Source organism: Flavobacterium sp. (assembly GCF_044348915.1).
Lineage (GTDB): Bacteria > Bacteroidota > Bacteroidia > Flavobacteriales > Flavobacteriaceae > Flavobacterium.
Genome location: NZ_JBIKRX010000004.1, coordinates 54,541 through 75,693, shown reverse-complemented (window position 1 = coordinate 75,693; position 21,153 = coordinate 54,541). Strand labels below are relative to the sequence as shown.

Here is a 21,153-nt window from a genome sequence, read left to right as displayed (position 1 = left end):
CAGTTTTTCGGCTTCAATTAAAATTCCGTTATAGGCTTCTCTTGATAAATCATCTGTATCCATTTGTATGCTTTTATTTTGCTTTTTTATGCACATTTAAAACTTCTGCCCAAATTTTTGTAGCAACTGATTTTGATTTTTAGGAATTAATCTTTTTTCTACTTCTTTTTATCCTTTTATAATTTCTTGCTTATATCCGCAATTTCTTTAATTGCTAAAGATTTTTATAATTTTTAATTACATTGGGTTTGTAAGCAAAAAACCACCCAAAATATAATCTTGAGTGGTTTTGAAACTTATTTTGAAAATTTATTCTGCTTTTGCTCTAGCTAGTCTTCGATCACGCAACCAGTATTTGGTTCTTTTCACTAAGTAGAACATTACCGGAACCATCACCAAGGTTAAAACCGTGGCATAAGTCAGTCCGAAAATGATTGTCCAAGCTAATGGTCCCCAGAAAATAACATTATCACCACCTATAAAAAAGTGTGGATTGAAATCGGTAATTAAGGTAAAGAAGTCAAAGTTCAATCCAATTGCCAATGGGATTAATCCTAAAACTGCCGTTAAAGCCGTTAATAATACCGGACGCAAACGTGATTTTCCTGATTCGATAATCACTTCTTTTATTTCGTCTAACGTCAAATCATCGTGGCTTTTCAGTTTGTTTTCGGTAACTTTTTTGTCTAACAATAAGACAAAGAAATCCATCAATACGATTCCGTTTTTCACCACAATACCTGCTAGCGAAATGATTCCCATCATCGTCATCAGGATTACAAAATCCATTCCTGCAATCACATAACCATAGAAAACACCGCTGAAACTTAAGATTACCGTGAACAAAATTACTATGGTTTTCGACACCGAATTAAATTGCAATACAATAATAAGTGTGATTCCTGCTAATGCCAAGAAGAGTGCATACATCAAGAAACTTTGATTCTTGCCTTGTTCTTCTTGTACTCCGGAGAAGGAATAACTCACGTCGCTAGGCAACTCATAATTTTTTAATTCTGTTTGTATTTGTTTGGTAATTTCATCCCCATTAAAACCTGTCAAGACATTCGAATAAATGGTCATTATTCGTTTGTGATTCTTTCTTTTGATCTGATTATAGGTCAATGTTTTTTCAGTTTGTGAAATAGCCGAAATCGGAATTTGCTGAATTTGACCGTTATTCTGGTTTCTGAATGTCAACGATTGATTGAAAAGAATGTTTTCGTTCTTGCGTTGATCATCTTGCATACGCATTACGATATTGTAATCGTCATCACCTTCTTTATAAGTCGAAATTTCTTGACCATAAACCGAACGACGCAGGGCAAAACCCAATTGCCCTGTAGAAACGCCCATGCTTCCGGCGTTTACTCTGTCTACTTTTACTCCAAGTTCTGGACTATCTCTATTGATGTCCACGCTCAATTTTTCGATACCAGGAATGTTTTTCGAATTGACAAAAGCAATCATTTTATCAGCTTCTTTCAACATCAAATCATAATCGGTTCCTTTCAATTCGATACTGATAGGATAACCTGCTGGTGGTCCATTGGCGTCTTTTTCGACTATAATTGTAGCGCCTGCAATGGCTTTTACTTTAGAACGAATTTCTTCTAAAATATCCGAAGTATTAATGCCTTGACGGAATTTGTACTCAGAGAAACTTACCGTTACTTTTCCTTTGAATGGCGTTTCCGAAGCCGAACCTGCATCGACATTTGGATTTCCGGCACCAATTCCTACTTGAGAAACAATAGATTCTGCAAGGAAGTTTTTATCGGTTTTTGGGTCAACATATTTTTGTAAAATCCCAATGATTTGATTTTCGACAAACAAGGTTGCTTTATTGGTTTTCTCTATCGAAGTCCCTTGCGGGTATTCGATATAAGCAATCACTTGATTTGGAATATTATCAGGGAAAAACAATACTTTTCTCGGAAAAACACCTAATAAAACAAAAGAGAAAAACAACATTCCAATTATGGTCACTAACGCCACCCAAGAATTCTTTTTAGTTAGGATTTTATCTAAAAACACTTTGTATTTGTCTTCCATCTTTGGAAAAAAACTGTGTTGGAAATCTTGTGTCCATTGGTATAATTTAAGGAAATACAACCACATTAAACCAGTAGCAATCAACAATAAATGCCCAATTCCTCTCAAAAATTTACTATCGTAAGCATATTTAGAGCCAATAAAAGCCAAGAATATTCCGAATGCCAAAAATAGAATAGTATAGAATTTTAAACTCTTTTTCGAGATATTTCTGTCTTCAGTATCCATCGAACCTCCCGTCATTGCTGCATTGACAACCATCGCTACAAATAACGAAGCAGTAAGCGTTACGGTCAAAGTCATTGGGAAATATTTCATAAATTTACCCATAGTTCCAGGCCATAATGCAAAAGGCAAGAACGCCATCAAGGTGGTAGCAGTAGATGAAATTACGGGCCAAGCGATTTCGCCAATACCGACTTTTGAAGCCGTTACTCGATCCATTCCTTTTTTCATATTGGCAAAAACGTTGTCGACGACCACAATTCCGTCATCAACAAGCATTCCTAATCCCATAACTAATCCGAACAATACCATCGTGTTCAAAGTTAATCCCAAAGCCGAAAGTATGGCAAATGCAATCATCATCGATAACGGAATCGCTGCTCCTACGAACAAGGAATTTCGCAGTCCCATAGTGAACATCAACACAATCATTACCAAAATAATCCCAAAAATAATGTGATTCGACAATTCATCTACCTGATGTTCTACACGAGAAGATTGGTCGTTTGTCATTTCGATTTTTAGGTTTTTTGGCAAATAGGAACTTTGTGCTTTTTCTATTCGTTCTTTCACCTGTTCAATAGCCGAAATCATATTTTGACCTGAACGTTTTTTTACGCTAAGCATCACCACTTCGTGACCTTTTTCGCGAGCGTAAGTCGTTTTTTCTTTTTCTTTGAAACTGACTACGGCAATATCTTTTAGATAAACCGTACCTCCGTATGATTTTACAATAATGTTTTCCAACTCTTTCGGGTCTTTGATTTCACCAACGATTCTAATATTATTTCGAGAACCTTGTGAAACCAAGTTTCCTCCGGAAAGCGTCATGTTTTCATATTTTACTGCATTCTGAATTTCGTCAAAAGTCACTTGCGCCGCCGTCATTTTGAAAATATCTACCGCGATTTCTACTTCTTTGTCATCTACACCCAGAATATCAACTTTTTTGACTTCGGATATTTCTTCAAGATCATCTTGAATTAATTCTCCGTATTTTTTAAGCTGTTGGGTGGTGTAATTTCCTTGAAGATTGATGTTTAGAATTGGCACTTCTTCTGAAATGTTCAATTCAAATACATTAGGTTCTACCTTACTACCGTTGTCGAGATTAGGCCAATCGGTTTCTGCTTTCGCATTATCGACTTTGTCTTTTACTTTTACTTTGGCGGCATCTATCGAAACATCATCATCGAACTCAGCGATAATCATTCCGTAATCCTGAAACGAGCTCGAAGTTACTTTGTTGACACCACTGATGTTTTTGATTTCTTTTTCTAACGGTTTGATGACCAATTTCTCTACGTCTTCGGCTGAATTTCCTGGGAAAACGGACGAAATATATACTTTGTTTTCGATGATTTCCGGGAAATCTTCACGCGGCATTGTGATATAGGCGTAAACTCCTGTAATGACAATTAAAGCAGTTATAATATAAACCGTTACACGATTGTCCACCGCCCAGTTGGAAATGCCGAATTTTTTATGATTAATACTGTGCATTTTTATTTTAGTTTAATGATGTTTAAAAATGGTTTAAAGTTGTTTAAAATGGTTTAAAGTTGTTTAAATGTTTAACTAGGATGTCATTAAACAATTTTAAACTCTTAAACCTTTAAGCTTTTTTAAAAATTTAGTTTCATTCCCTCAGAAACGGCATTTGCTCCTTCGATAACAATGATATCATCGGCTGATAATCCGCTTAAAATTTCGGTGACATTGTCAGAGGACTGTCCTGGTTTTACAATTGCTTTTTTAGCAATTCCTGTTTTTCCGTTTGAATTGGTCACAACGAAAACAAATTTGTTTTTCGAACCGTCTTCTTGAATCACATTTGTAGGAACTACTATGGCGTTTTTACTTATGTAATCACTAATTTTAAGATTGGCTACTTGGTTGGGACGCAACAAATTTTCTGGATTTGGAACGCCCACTTCAATACCAAAACTACGGTTGCTTGGATTCACGAAATTCCCTATTTGACGTACTTTTCCTTTGTATGTTTTTCCTAATGAAGTCAATAAAACATCTACTTCAGTACCTACTTTTAGTTTTCCAATGTAGGTTTCAGGAACTGATGTCGAAACATACATATTCGATAAATTTACGATACGCATTAAGCCTTGTGGACTAGGTGCTACCACTTGACCTTTTTCTACAAAAACTTCGTCGATAGTTCCTGTAAATGGTGCTCTAATAATGGTTTTAGACAATTGGGCTTTGGCTTGTGCTACACCTTTTTGAGCCGAAATCATTTGAGTTTGTGCTTGTAAATACTGAATTTCAGAACCAATTTTTTGATTCCAAAGATTTTTTTGACGTTCGAAAGTCGTTTTTGCCAAGGCATATTGATTTTCTAAACTTGCTACTTGTTGGCTTAATCCAGCATCGTCAATTCTTCCCAGAATTTGTCCTTTAGAAACTCTTTGTCCCGCTTTTACGGTCAAAGAAATTAATGTTCCTTGATATTCCGGCTGAACCAATATGTTTTCTTTGGTGTCGACACTTCCTTGAACTTCAAGATAATGACTAAAAACAGTGTCTTTTACTGTTGCAACAGAAACCAAAGCTTCATCTTTTTTGATATCTAATTTTGCTAAGGCTTCGTCAATTTTTGTCAAATCAGCTTGGATTAATGCTTTTTTAGCTTGAAGTGCCGAAATGTTTTTTGATTCGATTAACGTATCAATGTTTTTGTTGCCTTCATTTTTTCCGCACGAGAACAGCAGAATCGAAAGAATGCATAAGGTTAATATTTTTTTACTCAGGACCATTATATTGTTTTTTTGGAGTTCGTGAATCTTCGATTTCATTTGTATGGTTGTTAAAATTGATTTGATTATTTATTGATTATTTTTTCTAAAGCGGCTTTTTTATTGATAACATCTACCATCGATTGCAGGTATTTTTGTTGATTGGTATACAATTGCCTTTGGGCATCATTGTAATCAAAGCTCGAAGACAACCCTTCAGTAAATTTTATTTGTTGCTTTTTTTCGATTCTTTCGGCAAGGTTCAAATTTGATTTTGCTGTCGCATATTCTTCGACACTAAATTCATAATCACTTTTGGCAGCTGCATATTGTAATTTTAATTTTTGTTCTGCTTCTGACAATTGTGTTTTGGCTTGATCCAAAGCTATTTTGGCTTGTTGCGTTCGTGAACTTCTAGCCAAACTACTGAAAATAGGAATATTTAAACCAACTCCAACATTCGAATAATTGAACCAATTTTGATTTTGAGTAAAAAACTGAAATTCATCTTTAAATGCGGTATAACCAAAATTTAAATTGGCAGACAATGATGGTAAGGCTTTAGCTTTTTGAAGTTTTAATTCTAATTCTCTTTGCTCTTGAAAATTCATCGCCATTTGATAATTGATATTGTCATTAACTGAGAATTCCGATTTTGAAAATGCCATATCTAAATTCGAAACCGTTAATTTATCTAGGCTATCCGTCAATTTCAAATCATCATTGATGTCGATTCCTAAAGTGATTTTTAGCATTTTGTAAGCTACTTCAGCCAGTCTTTTGTTGTAATTTAGAGTACTGTTTATTGAGGTCAAGGTAATTTGTAATTGTTCTACACTTTCCTCTTCGATCAAACCATTTTGGAAAGTAGCTTTGGTGTCGGATAGTGTTTTTTCTAAAGTAGCTTTGTTTTTTTCGAGAATAGCGATACTTTCTTCGGCCAATAATACATTGCCATAGGCATTGATAACCGCTTCTTTGATTTCGGTATCTGTTTTTTGTTTGGCATTTTCGTAATACTTCAAATACGTTTTTGAAGCTTGCAATGCTACAATATAAGACCCGTCAAAAATCAGTTGGCTCAAAGTAGATCGCGCTATCATACTGTATTTGGTTCCAAAAGCTACAGTAGCATAGGTTTCAGGTTCTCCACCAAAAAATTCTGCAGGGATTACTGATTTTTGCAATACAAAATTATTGGTAAAATCTACACCAGCGTTAATTTGTGGCAAACCCGCTGCGGTAGTTTCCCATTTTTTTTCTTTAGATGCCTCAATATCTCTATTCGCATTAATAACCGAATAATTATTGGTCAGGGCGTGGGCGATTGCTTGTTCTAAGCTAAAAACAAAGTTTTTATTAGACGGATTTGACTGTGGGTTATCAGTCGTATTTTGAGCTTTCGCTGAGATGGCAAAAACTAACAAGGGGATTAAAAATAGTTTCTTCATTATAAGTGATAGTTTTCTAATTGTTTTTCTAGTTCGGTAATTCCTGCCGGCGTTGCCATAGCTCTGGTGTGGTATTCTAAGGCTTGTAGTTCTAGTTCGTGTAATTCTTTTTCGGTGACTGTGTTGCCGTGAATGCTAAAGATTAAATGATAATAAAAACCAACATAGGTATCAATCAGTATGTTTGGTCGATATAATCCTTGATCAATTCCTCGGTCAATATTTTGTTTAAAAATACTTGTGCATTCGTTGATTTCTCTCGTTACTACTTTGTCATAGATTTCAGGATAATGCTTTTTCAATTGATAGGAAGGAGAGGATTCACTTGTTTTAAACATTTCTTTGAACATCTTTCTGATTTCGAAATTTTCTTCGATGGCATTATAGTCTTTGGCTACAATGCTATCAATGCTCTGGTGAATTGCTTTGTGAACTATTTCCGTGGTTTCTGCAATTAGGAGTTCTTTGTTGCAAAAATATTTGTAAATGGTTTTTTTAGAAATGCACATTTCTTCAGCAATATCATCCATAGTGACACTCTTAAAACCTAGTTTTAAAAACAAATCAGTTGCTTTTGCTATAATTTTTTCTTTCATGTTCTTTTGCTGATTTAATTTCAGCCTTTTGCTTTTTTAAATTCAAATGTAAGTTGGAAACTTTATCTGTTAATTGAGTTTCCAAAATGATTACATTAATTTAATGTTTATCCAATCTTTTTTTAACTTCTTAAATCGAAAATTCTAAATTAGCTACTAGTTTTAGGTTTTTTCCAAAACCAAACTTTTCTTTCGAATTGTTGAAATTTTTGTCCAATCCAAAATCGTTTCGGTTAATATCTCCTTTTATTTCAAAGGCAGCTTTTTTAGACCCATTGTAGTTGTTGATTCCGATGAATTCGGCATCTAGTTCGACCATTTTAGTTACATCTTTGATGGTCAAGTGGCCTTTCAAGAAATTGATGTTGTTCTTTATTTTTTGAAACGAGGTCGATTTGAACCGGATTAAAGGTTTTTTGGGTTGAACAGTATCATTTTTCAATGGTAAAGGTTCTTCTCTTTTTTGCGAAGTAAAAGTGTTACTGTCGAGGAAAAATTCCACGGATGCATCTTGAATTTGATCTTCATCGAGGGATACAAAGCCTTCAAAATGATTCTTTTCGCCGCCCAAATAAGTGATGGTAGTATCTTTCATTTTGATTAGGACATCAGATTGGTCTGAGTCAAGTGTCCATTTTGTTGCCATAATAGGTTGGAGTATAGGGTGAAAAACTAATATTTGATTTTAATTTCGATGGCAAATATATACAGGAAACTTTGAGTACCAAAATAGTTTCCAAAGTATTTTTAATAAATTATTCTAAATTTAAAGTGAACTGTTTTTTAATTTACTTTACATACTCTAAATTTGGAATTTAAAACAGAACACAAATGCTTCCCATCAACGAATACCAAGAGCAATTTTTAAGCTATTTGAAAAGTCAAAACTTTGAAAAAGAGCCTGCCAATTTATACCAACCCATAGACTACATTTTGCAGCTTGGCGGTAAAAGATTGCGCCCTGTTTTAACTTTAATGACCGCCGATGTTTTTGATGTGGATTACAAATTGGCGTTGCCTGCCGCCACGGCTGTTGAGGTTTTTCATAATTTTTCTTTGGTACACGATGATATCATGGACGATGCGCCTTTGCGAAGAGGAAATGTAACCGTTCACGAAAAATGGAATATCAATACGGGAATCCTTTCCGGTGATGCGATGCTGATTTTGGCTTACCAATATTTCGAAAAATACCAACCTAAAACCTTTCGAAAATTAGCCAAATTGTTCAGCAAAACCGCTCTTGAAGTTTGCGAAGGACAACAATATGATGTCGATTTTGAAACCCGAAATGATGTCACGATTCCGGAATATTTGAAAATGATTGAATACAAAACGGCAGTTTTGGTCGCTGCGGCAATGAAAATGGGAGCCATTATAGCTCAAACTTCTAAGGAAAATTCTAAATTGATTTACGATTTTGGGCTAAATTTGGGGCTAGCCTTTCAGTTGCAAGATGATTATTTAGATGCTTTTGGTGATCCAAAAACCTTCGGAAAACAAGTGGGAGGTGATATTATCGAAAACAAGAAAACGTACTTGTATCTCAAAGCTATCGAATTTTCGAAAACCGATGAAAAGGAATTATTAACACGATTATTTTCGGTTGAATTAGAGGATAACGAAAAAAAAATTAACTCGGTGAAAGAAATTTTCAACTCGACTGGAGCTTCTCAAGCCACTCAAAAAGCCATTGAGGAGTATACTTTGAAGGCCTTTGAAACACTTGAAAAAATTGATGTTTCTCAAGATAAAAAAGAACTCTTGAAAGCTTTTGGAGAAAATTTAATGAATAGAAAAGTGTAAAAATTCATCAGGTTGCAGATTTCAGACGGCAAATCTGCAATCTGCAACCTGCAATCTGCAATCTAAAATGTACATCCAACCCCAAAATATTGATTTACTGCTCGAAGAAGCCGAAAAGGAAGCTTTGTACTTCAAATTGATTGAGCAAATCAATAAGGATTTTAATTTGGCCAACGAAGGAATTGATTTTCCTAAGAGCATTTCGCCCGAAGAATTGAAAATTCAAATGCACGAAAAAATCTATCGGTTGATTCAATACAAGTTTGCTGAATATTTGAATCTGCTTTACATTATAGACGTTTCCGAGGATCTAATAAAAAAATTGGATGGTTCGGATTTAGTAGTGCTAGCCGAAAATGTTGCCTTTTTAATCCTGAAAAGAGAATGGCAAAAAGTGTGGTTCCGAAATAAATATTAGTTATTCCAATTCTTTTTTTAGAATCACTTTATTCCATAATTCATTCCCGTTGATATCAAATAAAGTAAGTTTCATTTGTCTGTTTTCCTTATTTCCAAAGAACGAAATGATGCTAAAGTTATGTTGAATAAAAGCACTGCCTTTTACTTTGTATTTGTTGTCTTCTTTCAATGCTTTTTCTGAAATAAGACCTGCAGTAAATGGTGAAACTGTCCAATCGTAAATAGGGTAAGTGCCTTCGCGAGGCAGCATCGACATTTCTGCAAAATGACGGTCTCCGGTCAAAAAGAAGACTCCTTTTATTTTATTGTCTGTTATTTCTTTGAGCAGTTTTTCTTTTTCTTCGGGATAGTGGCCATAATTTTCGCTATCTGGCACTGAATTTATAACTTGTCCACCGATTACGATTATTTTAAAACTAGCAATCGATGAACTTAAAGCATCGATAAGCCATTCGAATTGTGTAGTTCCCAACATTGTTTTGGTTCCGGTAATTCGGTCTTGTGGAGATCTAAAAAAACGATCATCCAACAAGAAAAACTGTGCATCACCCCAATTGAAGGTAGAAAATACACCTTCAGTTTGCGCGGTCCCAATACCATAACTTTTGTTGGCCCAGAAATCTTTAAACGCTTTTTGAGTGATGTGTTTATTATAAAAACTTCGGTCGCTATCGTTGGGACCATAATCGTGGTCATCCCAAATGGCGAAATTTTGAGTTTTTGCCAACAAAGGCTGTAGTTCTTTTATAGAACGTGAGTGGGTATTGCGCTGATAAATCCCCGTTTTGCTGTCCCAATCGGCTTCCCGAAGATAAGTGTTGTCGCCACCCCATATCATAATGTCTGGATTTTTTTTGGTCAAACTTTCGAAAATCGAATAGCCACTTCCATAAGGTTTTCCCGGTCTGTCCAAAGCCGTTTCGTTGATGTACATACAACTGCCAAAAGCCACTGTAAAATCTGGAGCATCTTCCCTCCATTGCCACAATTTTTTCGAGGAAAAAGAAGTTTCATAGGGTAAAACCACCTTCTTGTTGTTGAGGTAAAGATTGTAGTTGTATTTTTTTCCTGGGGCAAGTTTGTCTAAGATGATATGATAGGTAAAGCCAACCTCTTTAGCAGAAGTATAGGTTTCGGAATAGAAAACCGCCGTCGGATTTTCTGTGGCAAAATATTCGATTTTTGCGGGAACATTCTCTTTGGTTTGCAGCCAAATAACCGCCTCTTTCATTTCGCAATAACCCACCATTGGGCCGGATTGCAAAAGATTATTTTGGGCCGAAATGATAAAAGAAATAAACAGAAAAACAAACAAAATAAAATGTCTCATAAAAATGGATTTAAAAGCTAAGAAAAACAAATTTAAGCATTGACCAGCGTTTTTACGTTAGGCATAGGTTATGTTTTCGACTAAAAATAAGCTCTAACAAAAGGAACAAATGGTTCTGCATCATAACGATCATCCTGCAAAAGATTATAGCCCACCCCAATTGTAACATTACCTGTTCGATACCCGGCGCCAACGATCAAACTTGTGTCCCAATAATCCTCAGAATAATTCGAAAAGCCTTCTTCTTGATAGTTTACTCTTGATTGATTTAGTCCAACGGATAATTGAATTTGGGGTATTGGATTTACCAAAACAATGGTACTAATACCATACACAAATGAAGAATAATAATTTTTCGAAGCCACGTAGTTCAAGTTCAAACCAGCTCCAAGAGCCACAGTTGGGTTAAAATTATAAATAGCACTAGGTGCTATAAAAACATCGGAATAACCCGAGGAAAAATTCAATCCTATACCACCGCCTAATTGCACATGATTCCAAAAATCACTAGGCGGCTGCTGAGGTGTATTTAAAGGCCCTTGCGCTATTAATGGATTCAGAATAAGGAGAAAAAGCAAAACTAATAATGATCTAAAAAAGGATATATGATGTTTTTTTTTCATGGTTTAATGATTTTTTTAACATTTTATTACGTAAAAGTACACAATAAAAAAATAGTATGTGTATTGATTTATTGTACTTTTGCCAAACTATTTTTAACAAAAACGCATATTTTATAAAATTATGGATAGGTTTTCATTCTTAAACGCGGCTCACACCGAATTTTTTGCACAACTTTACGATCAATATTTAGAAAATCCAGATAGCGTAGAGCCAAGTTGGAGAGGTTTTTTTCAAGGTTTCGACTTTGGAATGGCAACTTACAATGGAGAAAATGCAGTGGCTCAACCAGAAGTTAAAGCAACTTTAGCCCCAGAAAACAGTGCTAGCACAGAAAAACTTCTAAAGGAGTTTAACGTGATCAAGTTGATTGATGCTTACAGAAGTCGTGGCCATTTGTTTACAAGAACAAATCCAGTACACAAAAGAAGAACTTATTCGCCAACATTAGACCTTGAAAATTTTGGACTTTCGAAAGCTGATTTACCAACAATATTTGATGCTGCAAGAATCATTAAGATTGAACCTTGTAGTTTGGCAGAAATCTTAGGTCATTTAGATAAAATTTATTGTCAATCTATCGGAGTTGAATATATGTATCTTCGAAATCCAAATGATATCAAATGGATTCAGAGTAAAATTGGGCATAATGACAACCAACCTGATTTTTCAGTAGAAAAGAAAAAAGCTATTCTACATAAATTGAACCAAGCGGTAGCCTTTGAAAATTTCTTGCACACTAAATATGTTGGACAAAAACGATTTTCACTCGAAGGAGGTGAATCTTTAATTCCTGCAATCGACGCTTTGATAGAAAGAGCTGCCGAAAAAGGAGTAGAACATTTCGTAATGGGAATGGCACACCGTGGTCGATTGAATGTTTTGGCTAATATTTTCGGAAAATCTACTCAAGATATTTTTAGTGAATTTGACGGTAAAGATTACAACGATCAAGAATATTTTGATGGTGACGTAAAGTACCACTTGGGGTTAACTGCTGAAAAAAGAACCAGCTCAGGAAAAACTATTAATATCAACTTGGCGCCAAATCCATCGCATTTAGAAACCGTTGGAGCGGTAATCGAAGGGATAACTAGAGCCAAACAAGATAAATATTTCCCGAATGATTTCTCAAAAGTGTTGCCTATTGCCGTTCACGGTGATGCTGCAATTGCTGGCCAAGGAATTTTATATGAAATTATTCAAATGTCCCAATTAGACGGGTATAAAACAGGTGGAACTATTCACGTTGTAATCAACAATCAAGTTGGTTTTACCACAAATTACCTTGACGCTCGTTCATCTACCTATTGCACCGATGTTGCCAAAGTAACACTTTCGCCAGTATTGCACGTCAATGCCGATGATGCCGAAGCTGTGGTACATGCTATGTCATTTGCTTTAGATTTTAGAATGGAATTTGGTCGTGACGTTTTTATTGACTTATTAGGATATAGAAAATACGGTCACAATGAAGGTGATGAACCTCGTTTTACGCAACCTATTTTATATAAAATCATTGCTAAACATAAAAATCCTAGAGATATTTATGCTGAAAAGTTATTAGCCGAAGGAGTTATCGACGACTCACACGTAAAAGAATTAGAAGCGGAATATAAGGCCGATTTAGAGGTAAACCTTGAAGAATCTCGTAAAAAAGAATTGACAATCATCACTCCGTTTTTGCAAAATGAATGGAAAGGATTCGAAAGAGCAGGGATTTCGCAAATGCTTAAAAAAGTGGACACCACTTATCCTAAAGAAGGACTTACAGCTGTTGCCAATGCCATTTGTAATTTGCCAACCGATAAAAAATTCATTAGTAAAGTTCAAAAATTAATCAACGATAGAAAAACAATGTTTTTCGAAACCAATAAGCTAGACTGGGCGATGGCCGAGCATTTAGCTTATGGATCGTTGTTAAGAGAAGGTTTTGACGTTCGTGTTTCAGGTCAAGACGTAGAACGTGGTACTTTTTCGCATCGTCACGCCGTCGTGAAAGTCGAAGATTCAGAAGAGGAAGTAGTTTTAATCAACAGTTTAGAAGGTAAAAAAGGAAAATTCAACGCTTTCAACTCTCTTTTATCAGAGTATGGAGTTTTAGGTTTTGATTACGGTTATGCCTTGGCAAACCCTAATGCTTTAACTATTTGGGAAGCACAATTTGGAGATTTTTCCAATGGAGCTCAAATCATGATTGACCAATATATTTCTTGTGGGGAAGACAAATGGAACAATCAAAACGGATTAGTTGTTTTACTACCTCACGGTTACGAGGGACAAGGAGCAGAACATTCATCAGGTCGTATGGAGCGTTTCTTGCAACTATGTGCTAGACAAAATATGTATGTTGCCGATTGTACAACTCCAGCCAACTTCTTTCACTTGTTGAGGAGACAAATGAAATTGAAATTCCGTAAACCATTGATTGTGTTTACACCAAAGAGTTTATTGCGCGATCCAAGAGTAGTTTCGAGCATCGAAGAATTAGAACATGGTTCTTTCCAAGAAACGATCGATGATGAAACCGTAAATAAAGAGGAAGTTAAAACTTTGGTTTTCTGTACGGGTAAATTCTACTATGATATCACTGCAGAGAGAGAAATCAGAGCTAGAAAAGATGTAGCAGTTGTCAGAATAGAACAGTTGTTCCCATTGCCTGTGGATCAATTGAAAGCCATTATCGCTAAATATCCAAATGCCCAAGATTATGTTTGGGCTCAGGAAGAACCTAAAAATATGGGTGCTTATGGTTATATGTTGATGAATTTTGATTTTATAAAATGGAGATTGGCTTCTCTAAGGGTATCCTCAGCCTCAGCTTCAGGAAGTTATACAAGATCAAAAAACCGACACGCCAAAGCTATTAAGATGGTTTTTGAGAAAGATTTTGTAAAATAATATGCCGACAATCCTTTATATAGATGGGATTCGTTTTTTCTTTTATAGCAACGAACACTTACCAAAGCATATTCATGTTGAAAAAGGGGAAAAAACAGCGAAGTTCAATATAGATTTTATTGAATTGATTAAATCGTCAAGATTTAATGCATCCGAATTGAAACAAATTCGTAATTTAGTCGAAGAAAATCAACAACTTTTAATACAAAAATGGGATGAGTTCTTTAGTAATACATAAATCAAAAAAAGCGATAAATGTAACTTTTTCCGATTCTAAAATGATTGTTTTTTTAGAAGACGGACGAGAACTTTCAATCCCACTTGAATGGTTTCCAAGATTAAGAAATGCAACGGAAAACCAATTGAAGAAATGGCGTTTTATTGGAAATGGAGAAGGGGTTCATTGGGACGAAATAGATGAAGATATTTCAGTAGAAAATTTACTAGAATAAAATAATTATAACTATATATTTTAAATTATAAAAGATGATTTTAGAAATGAAAGTCCCATCACCAGGGGAATCTATAAAAGAAGTTGAAATCGCAACTTGGTTAGTAAAAGATGGAGATTATGTAGAAAAAGATCAGGCCATCGCAGAAGTTGATTCAGATAAAGCAACACTCGAATTGCCAGCCGAAGCTAGCGGAATCATCACTTTGAAAGCAGAAGAGGGAGATACTGTTGCTGTGGGTGCCATTGTGTGCCATATTGATACAGATGCTGCAAAACCTTCGGCTTCAGCGCCAGTTGCCGAAGTTAGACAAGAAGCGAAAGCAGTTGAAGTGAAGAAAGAAGAGGTAAAAGCACCTGCTCCAGCCGCTCCAACATCTTACGCTTCTGGAACGCCATCACCAGCTGCAAGAAAAATATTAGACGAAAAAAATATTCAACCTTCTGATATTGTTGGAACAGGAAAAGAAGGTAGAATTACTAAAGAAGATGCCTTGAATGCAGCAGTTCCTTCGATGGGAACTCCTACAGGAGGAAATCGTGGTTCTGAACGCACCAAATTATCAATGTTGCGTCGTAAAGTAGCCGAAAGATTGGTTGCTGCCAAAAATGATACCGCTATGTTGACTACGTTCAATGAAGTGAATATGACACCAATCAATACCTTGCGTAATGAATATAAAGATGCTTTCAAAGCGAAACACGGCGGCCTTGGTTTAGGATATATGTCATTTTTTACCAAAGCAGTTACCAGAGCTTTAGCATTGTATCCTGATGTAAACTCTATGATGGATGGTGATTACAAAATTGCTTACGATTTCTGTGATATTTCCATAGCTGTTTCTGGACCAAAAGGATTAATGGTTCCTGTTGTTCGCAACGCCGAAAACATGACTTTCAGAGGTATTGAGGCCGATATAAAAAGATTAGCCCTTAAAGCGCGTGACGGACAAATAACTGTTGACGATATGACAGGAGGAACATTTACCATCACCAACGGAGGTGTTTTCGGAAGTATGTTAAGTACACCGATTATCAATCCACCACAATCGGGAATTTTGGGAATGCACAACATTATCGAGCGTCCAATTGCCGTAAATGGTAAAGTAGAAATTCACCCAATGATGTACGTAGCACTTTCGTATGACCACAGAATTATTGATGGTCGTGAGTCTGTTGGATTCTTGGTTGCTGTGAAAGAAGCGTTAGAAAATCCAGTTGAATTACTATGCGATAACAATCCGAAAAAAGCTTTCGAATTGTAACATCATTATATTGTCATTCTTGACGAAGGACAAATCTTAAAACCAGTTTGAATATTCAAACTGGTTTTTTTGTAGATTTACCCACCAATATAATTTTTTATGACCAAAACAAAGAAGCAAGCCGCAATAGGTTTCATTTTTATCACAATATTAATTGATATTACGGGCTGGGGAATCATCATTCCTGTTATTCCAAAATTAATCAAAGAACTCATTAACGGAGACATCAGCGAAGCTGCTAAATACGGCGGTTGGCTGACCTTTGCTTATGCGATCACTCAGTTTATATTTGCTCCGATAATTGGAAATCTTAGTGATAAATTCGGACGAAGACCTATTCTATTATTATCCTTACTAGGTTTTTCCATGGATTATTTATTACTAGCATTTGCACCCACTATTTTTTGGATATTTATAGGTCGGATTTTGGCAGGAATCACAGGAGCAAGTATAACAACAGCATCTGCATATATTGCGGATGTTAGCACGCCGCAAAATCGTGCGAAAAATTTTGGAATGATTGGTGCTGCTTTTGGATTAGGTTTCATCATCGGACCGGTGATTGGTGGATTTTTAGGGCAATACGGCTCTAGGGTTCCGTTTTATGCTGCAGCTGCTTTGTGCATGATTAATTTTCTATATGGTTATTTTATTTTGCCGGAATCTCTATCTAAAGATCATCGTCGTGAATTTGACATTCGTCGTGCCAATCCAATAGGAGCATTTAAAAGTCTCCAAAAACACCCTTCGCTTATTGGACTAATGGCAGCTATATTTTTACTGTATGTTGGCTCTCACGCAGTACAAAGCAATTGGAGTTATTTTACTATGTACCGTTTTAATTGGGACGAAAAAATGGTTGGTCTTTCTTTAGGTTTAATAGGATTACTTGTTGGTGTTGTGCAAGGTGGTTTAGTTCGTTGGATAAATCCACGATTGGGTAACGAAAAAAGTATATATGTAGGTATGGCAATGTATACCATTGGATTGTTTTTGTTTGCAACAGCAAATCAAAGTTGGATGATGTTTGTATTTCTAGTTCCCTATTGTTTGGGAGGAATTGCCGGGCCAGCTTTGCAAGCGATCATCGCAACTAAAGTTTCCCCTTCAGAGCAAGGTGAAATACAAGGAACAATGACGAGTTTGATGAGTGCTTCTACTATTATTGGCCCTCCGATGATGTCGACTGTTTTTTATTATTTCACACATAAAGAAGCGCCGTTTCAGTTTGCTGGTGCACCCTTTGTATTAGGAGGTTTTCTAATGTTGTTGAGTACGATTTTAGCTTATTATTCATTCAAGAAAAATGCTAAAGTAAGTACAAACAGTGATTATAATAGTCGATAATTCCCTTGCCTTTCATTAATATATCGGCACCTATAATGCCGTGAACAGGTTGGGCTTTGTAAGCAATCAAGGCTTCATTTACGTGAGATAAATCAAAAATTACTAGGTCGAATTTTTTGTATTTCCAACGGTTCATTTGCAAGGTATTGCCAGTTGCAATTTGGGTAAACATTCCTGTTGCCCCAGCGCCCGAAGCTTGCGTTTTCGAGCCATTGGCTTGAAGTTGAAATAATTCCACGCTTTCAAATCCGATACAACTGTTAGACGCACCAGTGTCGAGAATAAAATTGCCTTTCACGCCATTTATTTTGGCTTTAATGAGCAAATGCTGGGTTTTCGAAACCTTGAATTTTATTTTTTTGTATTTTTCTTTTTTGAGAATATAGGGAAGATAGTTCATACACAGCGATTGAAGGTCAAAAGTAATCTAAAAATGAATAAAAGTGGAATTCAATACTTCAAAATTATACCTTTACGGCTAAAATAAATTTGATGATTATTACCGATACACATACGCATTTATATTCGAATGAATTTGACGAAGATCGCAATGAGATGATTCAGCGCGCTATAGATGCTGGGGTTTCTCGGTTTTTTATTCCCGCCATTGACTCAGCTTTTACCCCATCGATGTATGATTTGGAAAAAGCTTATCCCGAAAACATTTTTCTAATGATGGGTTTACATCCCACACACGTCAAGGACAATTATCTCGAAGAATTAAAACATGTAGAAGAAGAATTGTTCAAGAGGAAATTCTTTGCTGTGGGCGAAATTGGGATTGATTTGTATTGGGATAAAACCCATTTGCCGCAGCAGCAAGATGCCTTTAGAAAACAAATTCAATTGGCGAAACAGTACAAATTGCCTATCGTAATTCATTGTCGGGAAGCTTTCGATGAGATTTTTGCCGTTTTGGAAGAAGAAAAATCGGCCGATTTATTTGGGATTTTTCATTGTTTTTCGGGAACTTACGAGCAAGCATTACAAGCGATTTCTTATCAAATGAAATTGGGAATAGGAGGAGTGGTGACTTTCAAAAACGGAAAAATAGATCAGTTTTTGAACCAAATCGACATCAGCCATATCGTTTTAGAAACCGATTCTCCTTATTTAGCACCTGTTCCTTATCGAGGAAAACGCAACGAAAGCAGTTATCTGCTGAATGTGGTTGCCAAATTGGCCGAAATTTACAACCTACCTACAGAAGAAATCGCAAAGATAACAACAGAAAATTCTAGACTTATTTTTGGGATTTGACGTAGAATTCAACTATTTTTGATAAAAATTTATCCATTTGTCCTAAAAAACATCTTAATATGTCAAAATTTGACGCCATTCGTCCATTTTACGAAACAGAAGTAAACGACGCGATTCAAGGAGTAGTAAATCATCCGATGATGAAAGCGTTGATGAACTTTACTTTTCCAGAAACTCAGGATGAAGTTTGGAAAGAGCAATTGCTGCGTACGCATTCAACCCGAGATTTTCAATGTAATTTCATTTATAAGTCACTACAAAAAGTGCTGGAAAAAACATCTGATGGATTGTCCACTTCAGGATTTGAGATGCTAGAAAAAAACACTTCTTACTTGTTTATTTCAAATCATCGCGACATACTTTTAGATACGTCGTTATTGAATGCGTGTTTGTTTGAACATAAACTAGTGATGACCGCATCGGCTATTGGAGACAATTTGGTACAAAAATCATTTTTACGAAAATTAGCTAGATTGAATCGTAATTTCTTGGTTCAAAGAGGATTGTCACCTCGTGAAATGTTACAAAGCTCCAAATTATTATCAGAGTACATAAGTAAATTGTTGCAGCACGAGAATCGATCGGTTTGGATAGCGCAGCGTGAGGGACGAACCAAGGACGGAAATGACGCTACAAATCCGGGAGTCTTGAAAATGTTGGCGATGGCTTCTGACGAAGTTGAGCTTATGGATTATTTCAAGAAAATTCAAATAGTTCCTGTTTCTATTTCTTATGAATACGACCCTACAGATGCCTTGAAAATGCCACAATTGATGGCAGAGGCCAATCAGGAGATTTATGTCAAAGAGAAAAATGAAGATTTTATCAATTTGATGAGCGGCGTGATGGGTCAAAAGCGCCGAATTCATATTCATGTTGGAGCTGTTTTGAACAGCGAATTGGATGAGATAAAAGCGCATCACGAAAATTCTAATAAGCAAATTCAAGCTTTGGCACAGCTTATAGACGACTCTATTTTAAGTAATTATAAATTGTGGCCGACCAATTATATTGCCTTTGATTTATTACATAAAACCACTCAGTATAGTCATTTATACACAGAAAATGAAAAGTTACTTTTTGAGCGCAGGTTAGAGATGAGAATCGATCATAGTAATCCACAGGCAATGCAAAGTTTTTTATCGATGTACGCCAACCCAGTTGTCAATAAATTGAAATACGAAAATGCAGTCTAAAGCCAAAATTCTTTTGATTTATACCGGTGGAACAATCGGTATGATGAAGGATTTTGAAACCGGAGCGCTCAAGGCTTTCAATTTCAGCAAATTGCTGCAAAAAATCCCGGAATTGAAACAATTGGATTGCGATATCGAAACGGTTTCGTTCGATGCTCCAATTGATTCATCTACTATGAATCCTGAAAAATGGGTGGAAATTGCAAGTATTATCGAGAAGAATTATACAGATTTTGATGGATTTGTAGTGCTTCACGGATCGGATACAATGTCTTATTCCGCCTCAGCCTTGAGTTTTATGCTCGAGAACTTGTCGAAACCCGTTATATTTACCGGCTCCCAATTACCCATCGGAGATTTAAGAACCGATGCAAAGGAAAATCTAATCACTGCCATTCAGATAGCATCATTACGGGAACACAATAAACCAGTAATTGGTGAAGTTTGCCTTTATTTTGAATACAAATTGTATCGCGGTAATAGAACCACTAAGATCAATGCTGAGAATTTCAATGCCTTTATTTCGCCCAATTATCCAATGCTAATTGAATCGGGAGTGAATTTGAAGACATTTCCAGAATTGTTTTTGCCAGTATCGAGAGAGAAAAAACTTCAGATTCACAAAAATTTAGATACTAATGTCGTCATAATAAAAATGTTTCCTGGAATTAGCGAAAGTGTTTTGTCGGTCATTTTCGATATTCCCAAACTTAAGGGAATTGTATTGGAAACGTACGGTGCAGGAAATGCTCCTTTAGAAGAATGGTTTTTGTACTTGCTTAAAAAAGCAATAAAAAGCGGTTTGCAAATTGTTAATGTAACCCAATGTTCCATCGGAAGTGTAACAATGGGAAAATATGAAACTAGTACGGCATTAAAGGAAATTGGAGTAATCTCTGGCAAAGACATTACCACTGAAGCGGCTATTACAAAATTAATGTACTTGTTGGGGCAAAATGTTTCGCAAGATAATTTCAAAATACAATTCGAAACTTCATTAAGAGGGGAAATGCTATAAAAAGTAATTTTTAATTTTCTAAAGTCGAATTTTTTAGTGTTCTTTGCAGACCAATTTAGAGAGGTGGCCGAGTGGCTGAAGGCGCACGCTTGGAAAGCGTGTATAGGGCAACTTATCGAGGGTTCGAATCCCTTCCTCTCTGCAAAATAATTCCGTAATCGACTATTAATGATAGGCATTGCGGATTTTTTATTTATAATATTGTATGATACAATGTACGATAAATAAAATTAAGACTATAATTTTTAATATTTCGAGTAAAAAAAAAGTTATTGTTTTAAGTTACATTTCGTACACTTTCTAAAAAGCAAACTTTTTTGATTTGTTTTCTTCCCAATCTTTTTTAACTATTTCACTAATTTCCTTTCTATTTAGCTTTTTTATTTTTTATTCTACTGGTTTAACAAAATTGTTTTTATCTCGTTTTGGCGGATAAGTGGCGGATAAAAATCAATCCC

At 35.7% G+C, this 21,153-nt stretch carries 18 protein-coding genes and 1 tRNA gene; 11 read left to right on the top strand and 8 right to left on the bottom strand.

Features of this window, described 5'->3' with window-relative positions:
* Nucleotides 1-309 precede the first annotated feature (309 nt).
* The 5 genes from ACIQ1E_RS01550 to ACIQ1E_RS01530 all read right to left on the bottom strand — a co-directional run bounded on the left by ACIQ1E_RS01550 (nt 310) and on the right by ACIQ1E_RS01530 (nt 7,726).
* Nucleotides 310-3,783, bottom strand: a complete 3,474-nt coding sequence (locus tag ACIQ1E_RS01550; RefSeq protein ID WP_396168078.1) for an efflux RND transporter permease subunit — start codon at nt 3,781-3,783, stop codon at nt 310-312.
* A 122-nt stretch (nt 3,784-3,905) separates the two neighbouring features.
* On the bottom strand, nt 3,906-5,054 hold the full coding sequence (locus tag ACIQ1E_RS01545) for an efflux RND transporter periplasmic adaptor subunit (RefSeq protein ID WP_396168076.1): 1,149 nt from the start codon (nt 5,052-5,054) through the stop codon (nt 3,906-3,908).
* A gap of 65 nt (nt 5,055-5,119) precedes the next feature.
* Nucleotides 5,120-6,484, bottom strand: coding sequence for a TolC family protein (locus ACIQ1E_RS01540; RefSeq protein ID WP_396168074.1), 1,365 nt, complete (start codon nt 6,482-6,484; stop codon nt 5,120-5,122).
* A complete protein-coding gene (locus ACIQ1E_RS01535) occupies nt 6,484-7,080 on the bottom strand; it encodes a TetR/AcrR family transcriptional regulator (RefSeq protein WP_396168072.1) in 597 nt (198 codons plus the stop codon). The genes ACIQ1E_RS01540 and ACIQ1E_RS01535 overlap by 1 nt, the downstream gene beginning before the upstream one ends.
* Nucleotides 7,081-7,210: 130 nt before the next feature.
* Nucleotides 7,211-7,726 (bottom strand): YceI family protein, encoded by a 516-nt coding sequence (locus ACIQ1E_RS01530; protein ID WP_396168070.1) that lies wholly within the window; start codon nt 7,724-7,726, stop codon nt 7,211-7,213.
* Nucleotides 7,727-7,911: 185 nt separating this feature from the next.
* On the opposite strand from ACIQ1E_RS01530, the gene ACIQ1E_RS01525 reads away from it, so the two are divergent.
* Entirely contained in the window at nt 7,912-8,886 is a 975-nt protein-coding gene (locus ACIQ1E_RS01525) for a polyprenyl synthetase family protein (RefSeq protein WP_396168069.1), read from the top strand.
* 67 nt (nt 8,887-8,953) lie between these two features.
* On the top strand, nt 8,954-9,304 hold the full coding sequence (locus ACIQ1E_RS01520) for a hypothetical protein (protein ID WP_396168067.1): 351 nt from the start codon (nt 8,954-8,956) through the stop codon (nt 9,302-9,304).
* On the opposite strand, the gene ACIQ1E_RS01515 is transcribed toward ACIQ1E_RS01520, so the two are convergent.
* Together ACIQ1E_RS01515 and ACIQ1E_RS01510 are read right to left on the bottom strand one after the other, a co-directional pair.
* Entirely contained in the window at nt 9,305-10,636 is a 1,332-nt protein-coding gene (locus ACIQ1E_RS01515; protein ID WP_396168066.1) for an alkaline phosphatase D family protein, read from the bottom strand.
* An 80-nt stretch (nt 10,637-10,716) separates the two neighbouring features.
* Nucleotides 10,717-11,259, bottom strand: a complete 543-nt coding sequence (locus ACIQ1E_RS01510) for a hypothetical protein (RefSeq protein ID WP_396168065.1) — start codon at nt 11,257-11,259, stop codon at nt 10,717-10,719.
* A gap of 121 nt (nt 11,260-11,380) precedes the next feature.
* Between ACIQ1E_RS01510 and ACIQ1E_RS01505 the strand changes: the two genes are divergently transcribed.
* From ACIQ1E_RS01505 to ACIQ1E_RS01485, 5 genes are all read left to right on the top strand, one after another.
* A complete protein-coding gene (locus ACIQ1E_RS01505; RefSeq protein ID WP_396168063.1) occupies nt 11,381-14,158 on the top strand; it encodes a 2-oxoglutarate dehydrogenase E1 component in 2,778 nt (925 codons plus the stop codon).
* A 1-nt stretch (nt 14,159) separates the two neighbouring features.
* Nucleotides 14,160-14,396, top strand: a complete 237-nt coding sequence (locus tag ACIQ1E_RS01500) for a DUF4160 domain-containing protein (RefSeq protein ID WP_396168061.1) — start codon at nt 14,160-14,162, stop codon at nt 14,394-14,396.
* On the top strand, nt 14,374-14,610 hold the full coding sequence (locus ACIQ1E_RS01495; RefSeq protein WP_396168060.1) for a DUF2442 domain-containing protein: 237 nt from the start codon (nt 14,374-14,376) through the stop codon (nt 14,608-14,610). Before ACIQ1E_RS01500 ends, ACIQ1E_RS01495 begins: the two co-directional genes overlap by 23 nt.
* Nucleotides 14,611-14,644: 34 nt before the next feature.
* On the top strand, nt 14,645-15,874 hold the full coding sequence (gene odhB / locus ACIQ1E_RS01490; RefSeq protein ID WP_396168058.1) for a 2-oxoglutarate dehydrogenase complex dihydrolipoyllysine-residue succinyltransferase: 1,230 nt from the start codon (nt 14,645-14,647) through the stop codon (nt 15,872-15,874).
* A 99-nt stretch (nt 15,875-15,973) separates the two neighbouring features.
* Nucleotides 15,974-17,221, top strand: a complete 1,248-nt coding sequence (locus ACIQ1E_RS01485; RefSeq protein WP_396168057.1) for a TCR/Tet family MFS transporter — start codon at nt 15,974-15,976, stop codon at nt 17,219-17,221.
* On the opposite strand, the gene ACIQ1E_RS01480 is transcribed toward ACIQ1E_RS01485, so the two are convergent.
* Entirely contained in the window at nt 17,184-17,621 is a 438-nt protein-coding gene (locus tag ACIQ1E_RS01480) for a retropepsin-like aspartic protease (RefSeq protein ID WP_396168055.1), read from the bottom strand. The genes ACIQ1E_RS01485 and ACIQ1E_RS01480 overlap by 38 nt on opposite strands.
* A gap of 92 nt (nt 17,622-17,713) precedes the next feature.
* On the opposite strand from ACIQ1E_RS01480, the gene ACIQ1E_RS01475 reads away from it, so the two are divergent.
* The 4 genes from ACIQ1E_RS01475 (at nt 17,714) to ACIQ1E_RS01460 (ending at nt 20,837) form a co-directional block, all read left to right on the top strand.
* On the top strand, nt 17,714-18,481 hold the full coding sequence (locus ACIQ1E_RS01475; RefSeq protein WP_396168053.1) for a TatD family hydrolase: 768 nt from the start codon (nt 17,714-17,716) through the stop codon (nt 18,479-18,481).
* Nucleotides 18,482-18,540: 59 nt separating this feature from the next.
* Nucleotides 18,541-19,677, top strand: a complete 1,137-nt coding sequence (locus ACIQ1E_RS01470) for a 1-acyl-sn-glycerol-3-phosphate acyltransferase (protein ID WP_396168051.1) — start codon at nt 18,541-18,543, stop codon at nt 19,675-19,677.
* Nucleotides 19,667-20,695, top strand: a complete 1,029-nt coding sequence (locus ACIQ1E_RS01465) for an asparaginase (protein ID WP_396168049.1) — start codon at nt 19,667-19,669, stop codon at nt 20,693-20,695. The genes ACIQ1E_RS01470 and ACIQ1E_RS01465 overlap by 11 nt, the downstream gene beginning before the upstream one ends.
* Nucleotides 20,696-20,752: 57 nt before the next feature.
* A tRNA-Ser gene (locus tag ACIQ1E_RS01460) sits at nt 20,753-20,837 on the top strand.
* The last annotated feature ends 316 nt before the right edge of the window (nt 20,838-21,153 follow it).

Excerpts from the sequence above, each read along its gene's own strand:
- ACIQ1E_RS01550 (WP_396168078.1), bottom strand. The coding sequence starts at position 3,783 with ATGCACAGTATTAATCATAAAAAATTCGGCATTTCCAACTGGGCGGTG.
- ACIQ1E_RS01545 (WP_396168076.1), bottom strand. The coding sequence starts at position 5,054 with ATGGTCCTGAGTAAAAAAATATTAACCTTATGCATTCTTTCGATTCTG.
- ACIQ1E_RS01540 (WP_396168074.1), bottom strand. The coding sequence starts at position 6,484 with ATGAAGAAACTATTTTTAATCCCCTTGTTAGTTTTTGCCATCTCAGCG.
- ACIQ1E_RS01535 (WP_396168072.1), bottom strand. The coding sequence starts at position 7,080 with ATGAAAGAAAAAATTATAGCAAAAGCAACTGATTTGTTTTTAAAACTA.
- ACIQ1E_RS01530 (WP_396168070.1), bottom strand. The coding sequence starts at position 7,726 with ATGGCAACAAAATGGACACTTGACTCAGACCAATCTGATGTCCTAATC.
- ACIQ1E_RS01525 (WP_396168069.1), top strand. The coding sequence starts at position 7,912 with ATGCTTCCCATCAACGAATACCAAGAGCAATTTTTAAGCTATTTGAAA.
- ACIQ1E_RS01520 (WP_396168067.1), top strand. The coding sequence starts at position 8,954 with ATGTACATCCAACCCCAAAATATTGATTTACTGCTCGAAGAAGCCGAA.
- ACIQ1E_RS01515 (WP_396168066.1), bottom strand. The coding sequence starts at position 10,636 with ATGAGACATTTTATTTTGTTTGTTTTTCTGTTTATTTCTTTTATCATT.
- ACIQ1E_RS01510 (WP_396168065.1), bottom strand. The coding sequence starts at position 11,259 with ATGAAAAAAAAACATCATATATCCTTTTTTAGATCATTATTAGTTTTG.
- ACIQ1E_RS01505 (WP_396168063.1), top strand. The coding sequence starts at position 11,381 with ATGGATAGGTTTTCATTCTTAAACGCGGCTCACACCGAATTTTTTGCA.
- ACIQ1E_RS01500 (WP_396168061.1), top strand. The coding sequence starts at position 14,160 with ATGCCGACAATCCTTTATATAGATGGGATTCGTTTTTTCTTTTATAGC.
- ACIQ1E_RS01495 (WP_396168060.1), top strand. The coding sequence starts at position 14,374 with ATGAGTTCTTTAGTAATACATAAATCAAAAAAAGCGATAAATGTAACT.
- odhB (WP_396168058.1), top strand. The coding sequence starts at position 14,645 with ATGATTTTAGAAATGAAAGTCCCATCACCAGGGGAATCTATAAAAGAA.
- ACIQ1E_RS01485 (WP_396168057.1), top strand. The coding sequence starts at position 15,974 with ATGACCAAAACAAAGAAGCAAGCCGCAATAGGTTTCATTTTTATCACA.
- ACIQ1E_RS01480 (WP_396168055.1), bottom strand. The coding sequence starts at position 17,621 with ATGAACTATCTTCCCTATATTCTCAAAAAAGAAAAATACAAAAAAATA.
- ACIQ1E_RS01475 (WP_396168053.1), top strand. The coding sequence starts at position 17,714 with ATGATTATTACCGATACACATACGCATTTATATTCGAATGAATTTGAC.
- ACIQ1E_RS01470 (WP_396168051.1), top strand. The coding sequence starts at position 18,541 with ATGTCAAAATTTGACGCCATTCGTCCATTTTACGAAACAGAAGTAAAC.
- ACIQ1E_RS01465 (WP_396168049.1), top strand. The coding sequence starts at position 19,667 with ATGCAGTCTAAAGCCAAAATTCTTTTGATTTATACCGGTGGAACAATC.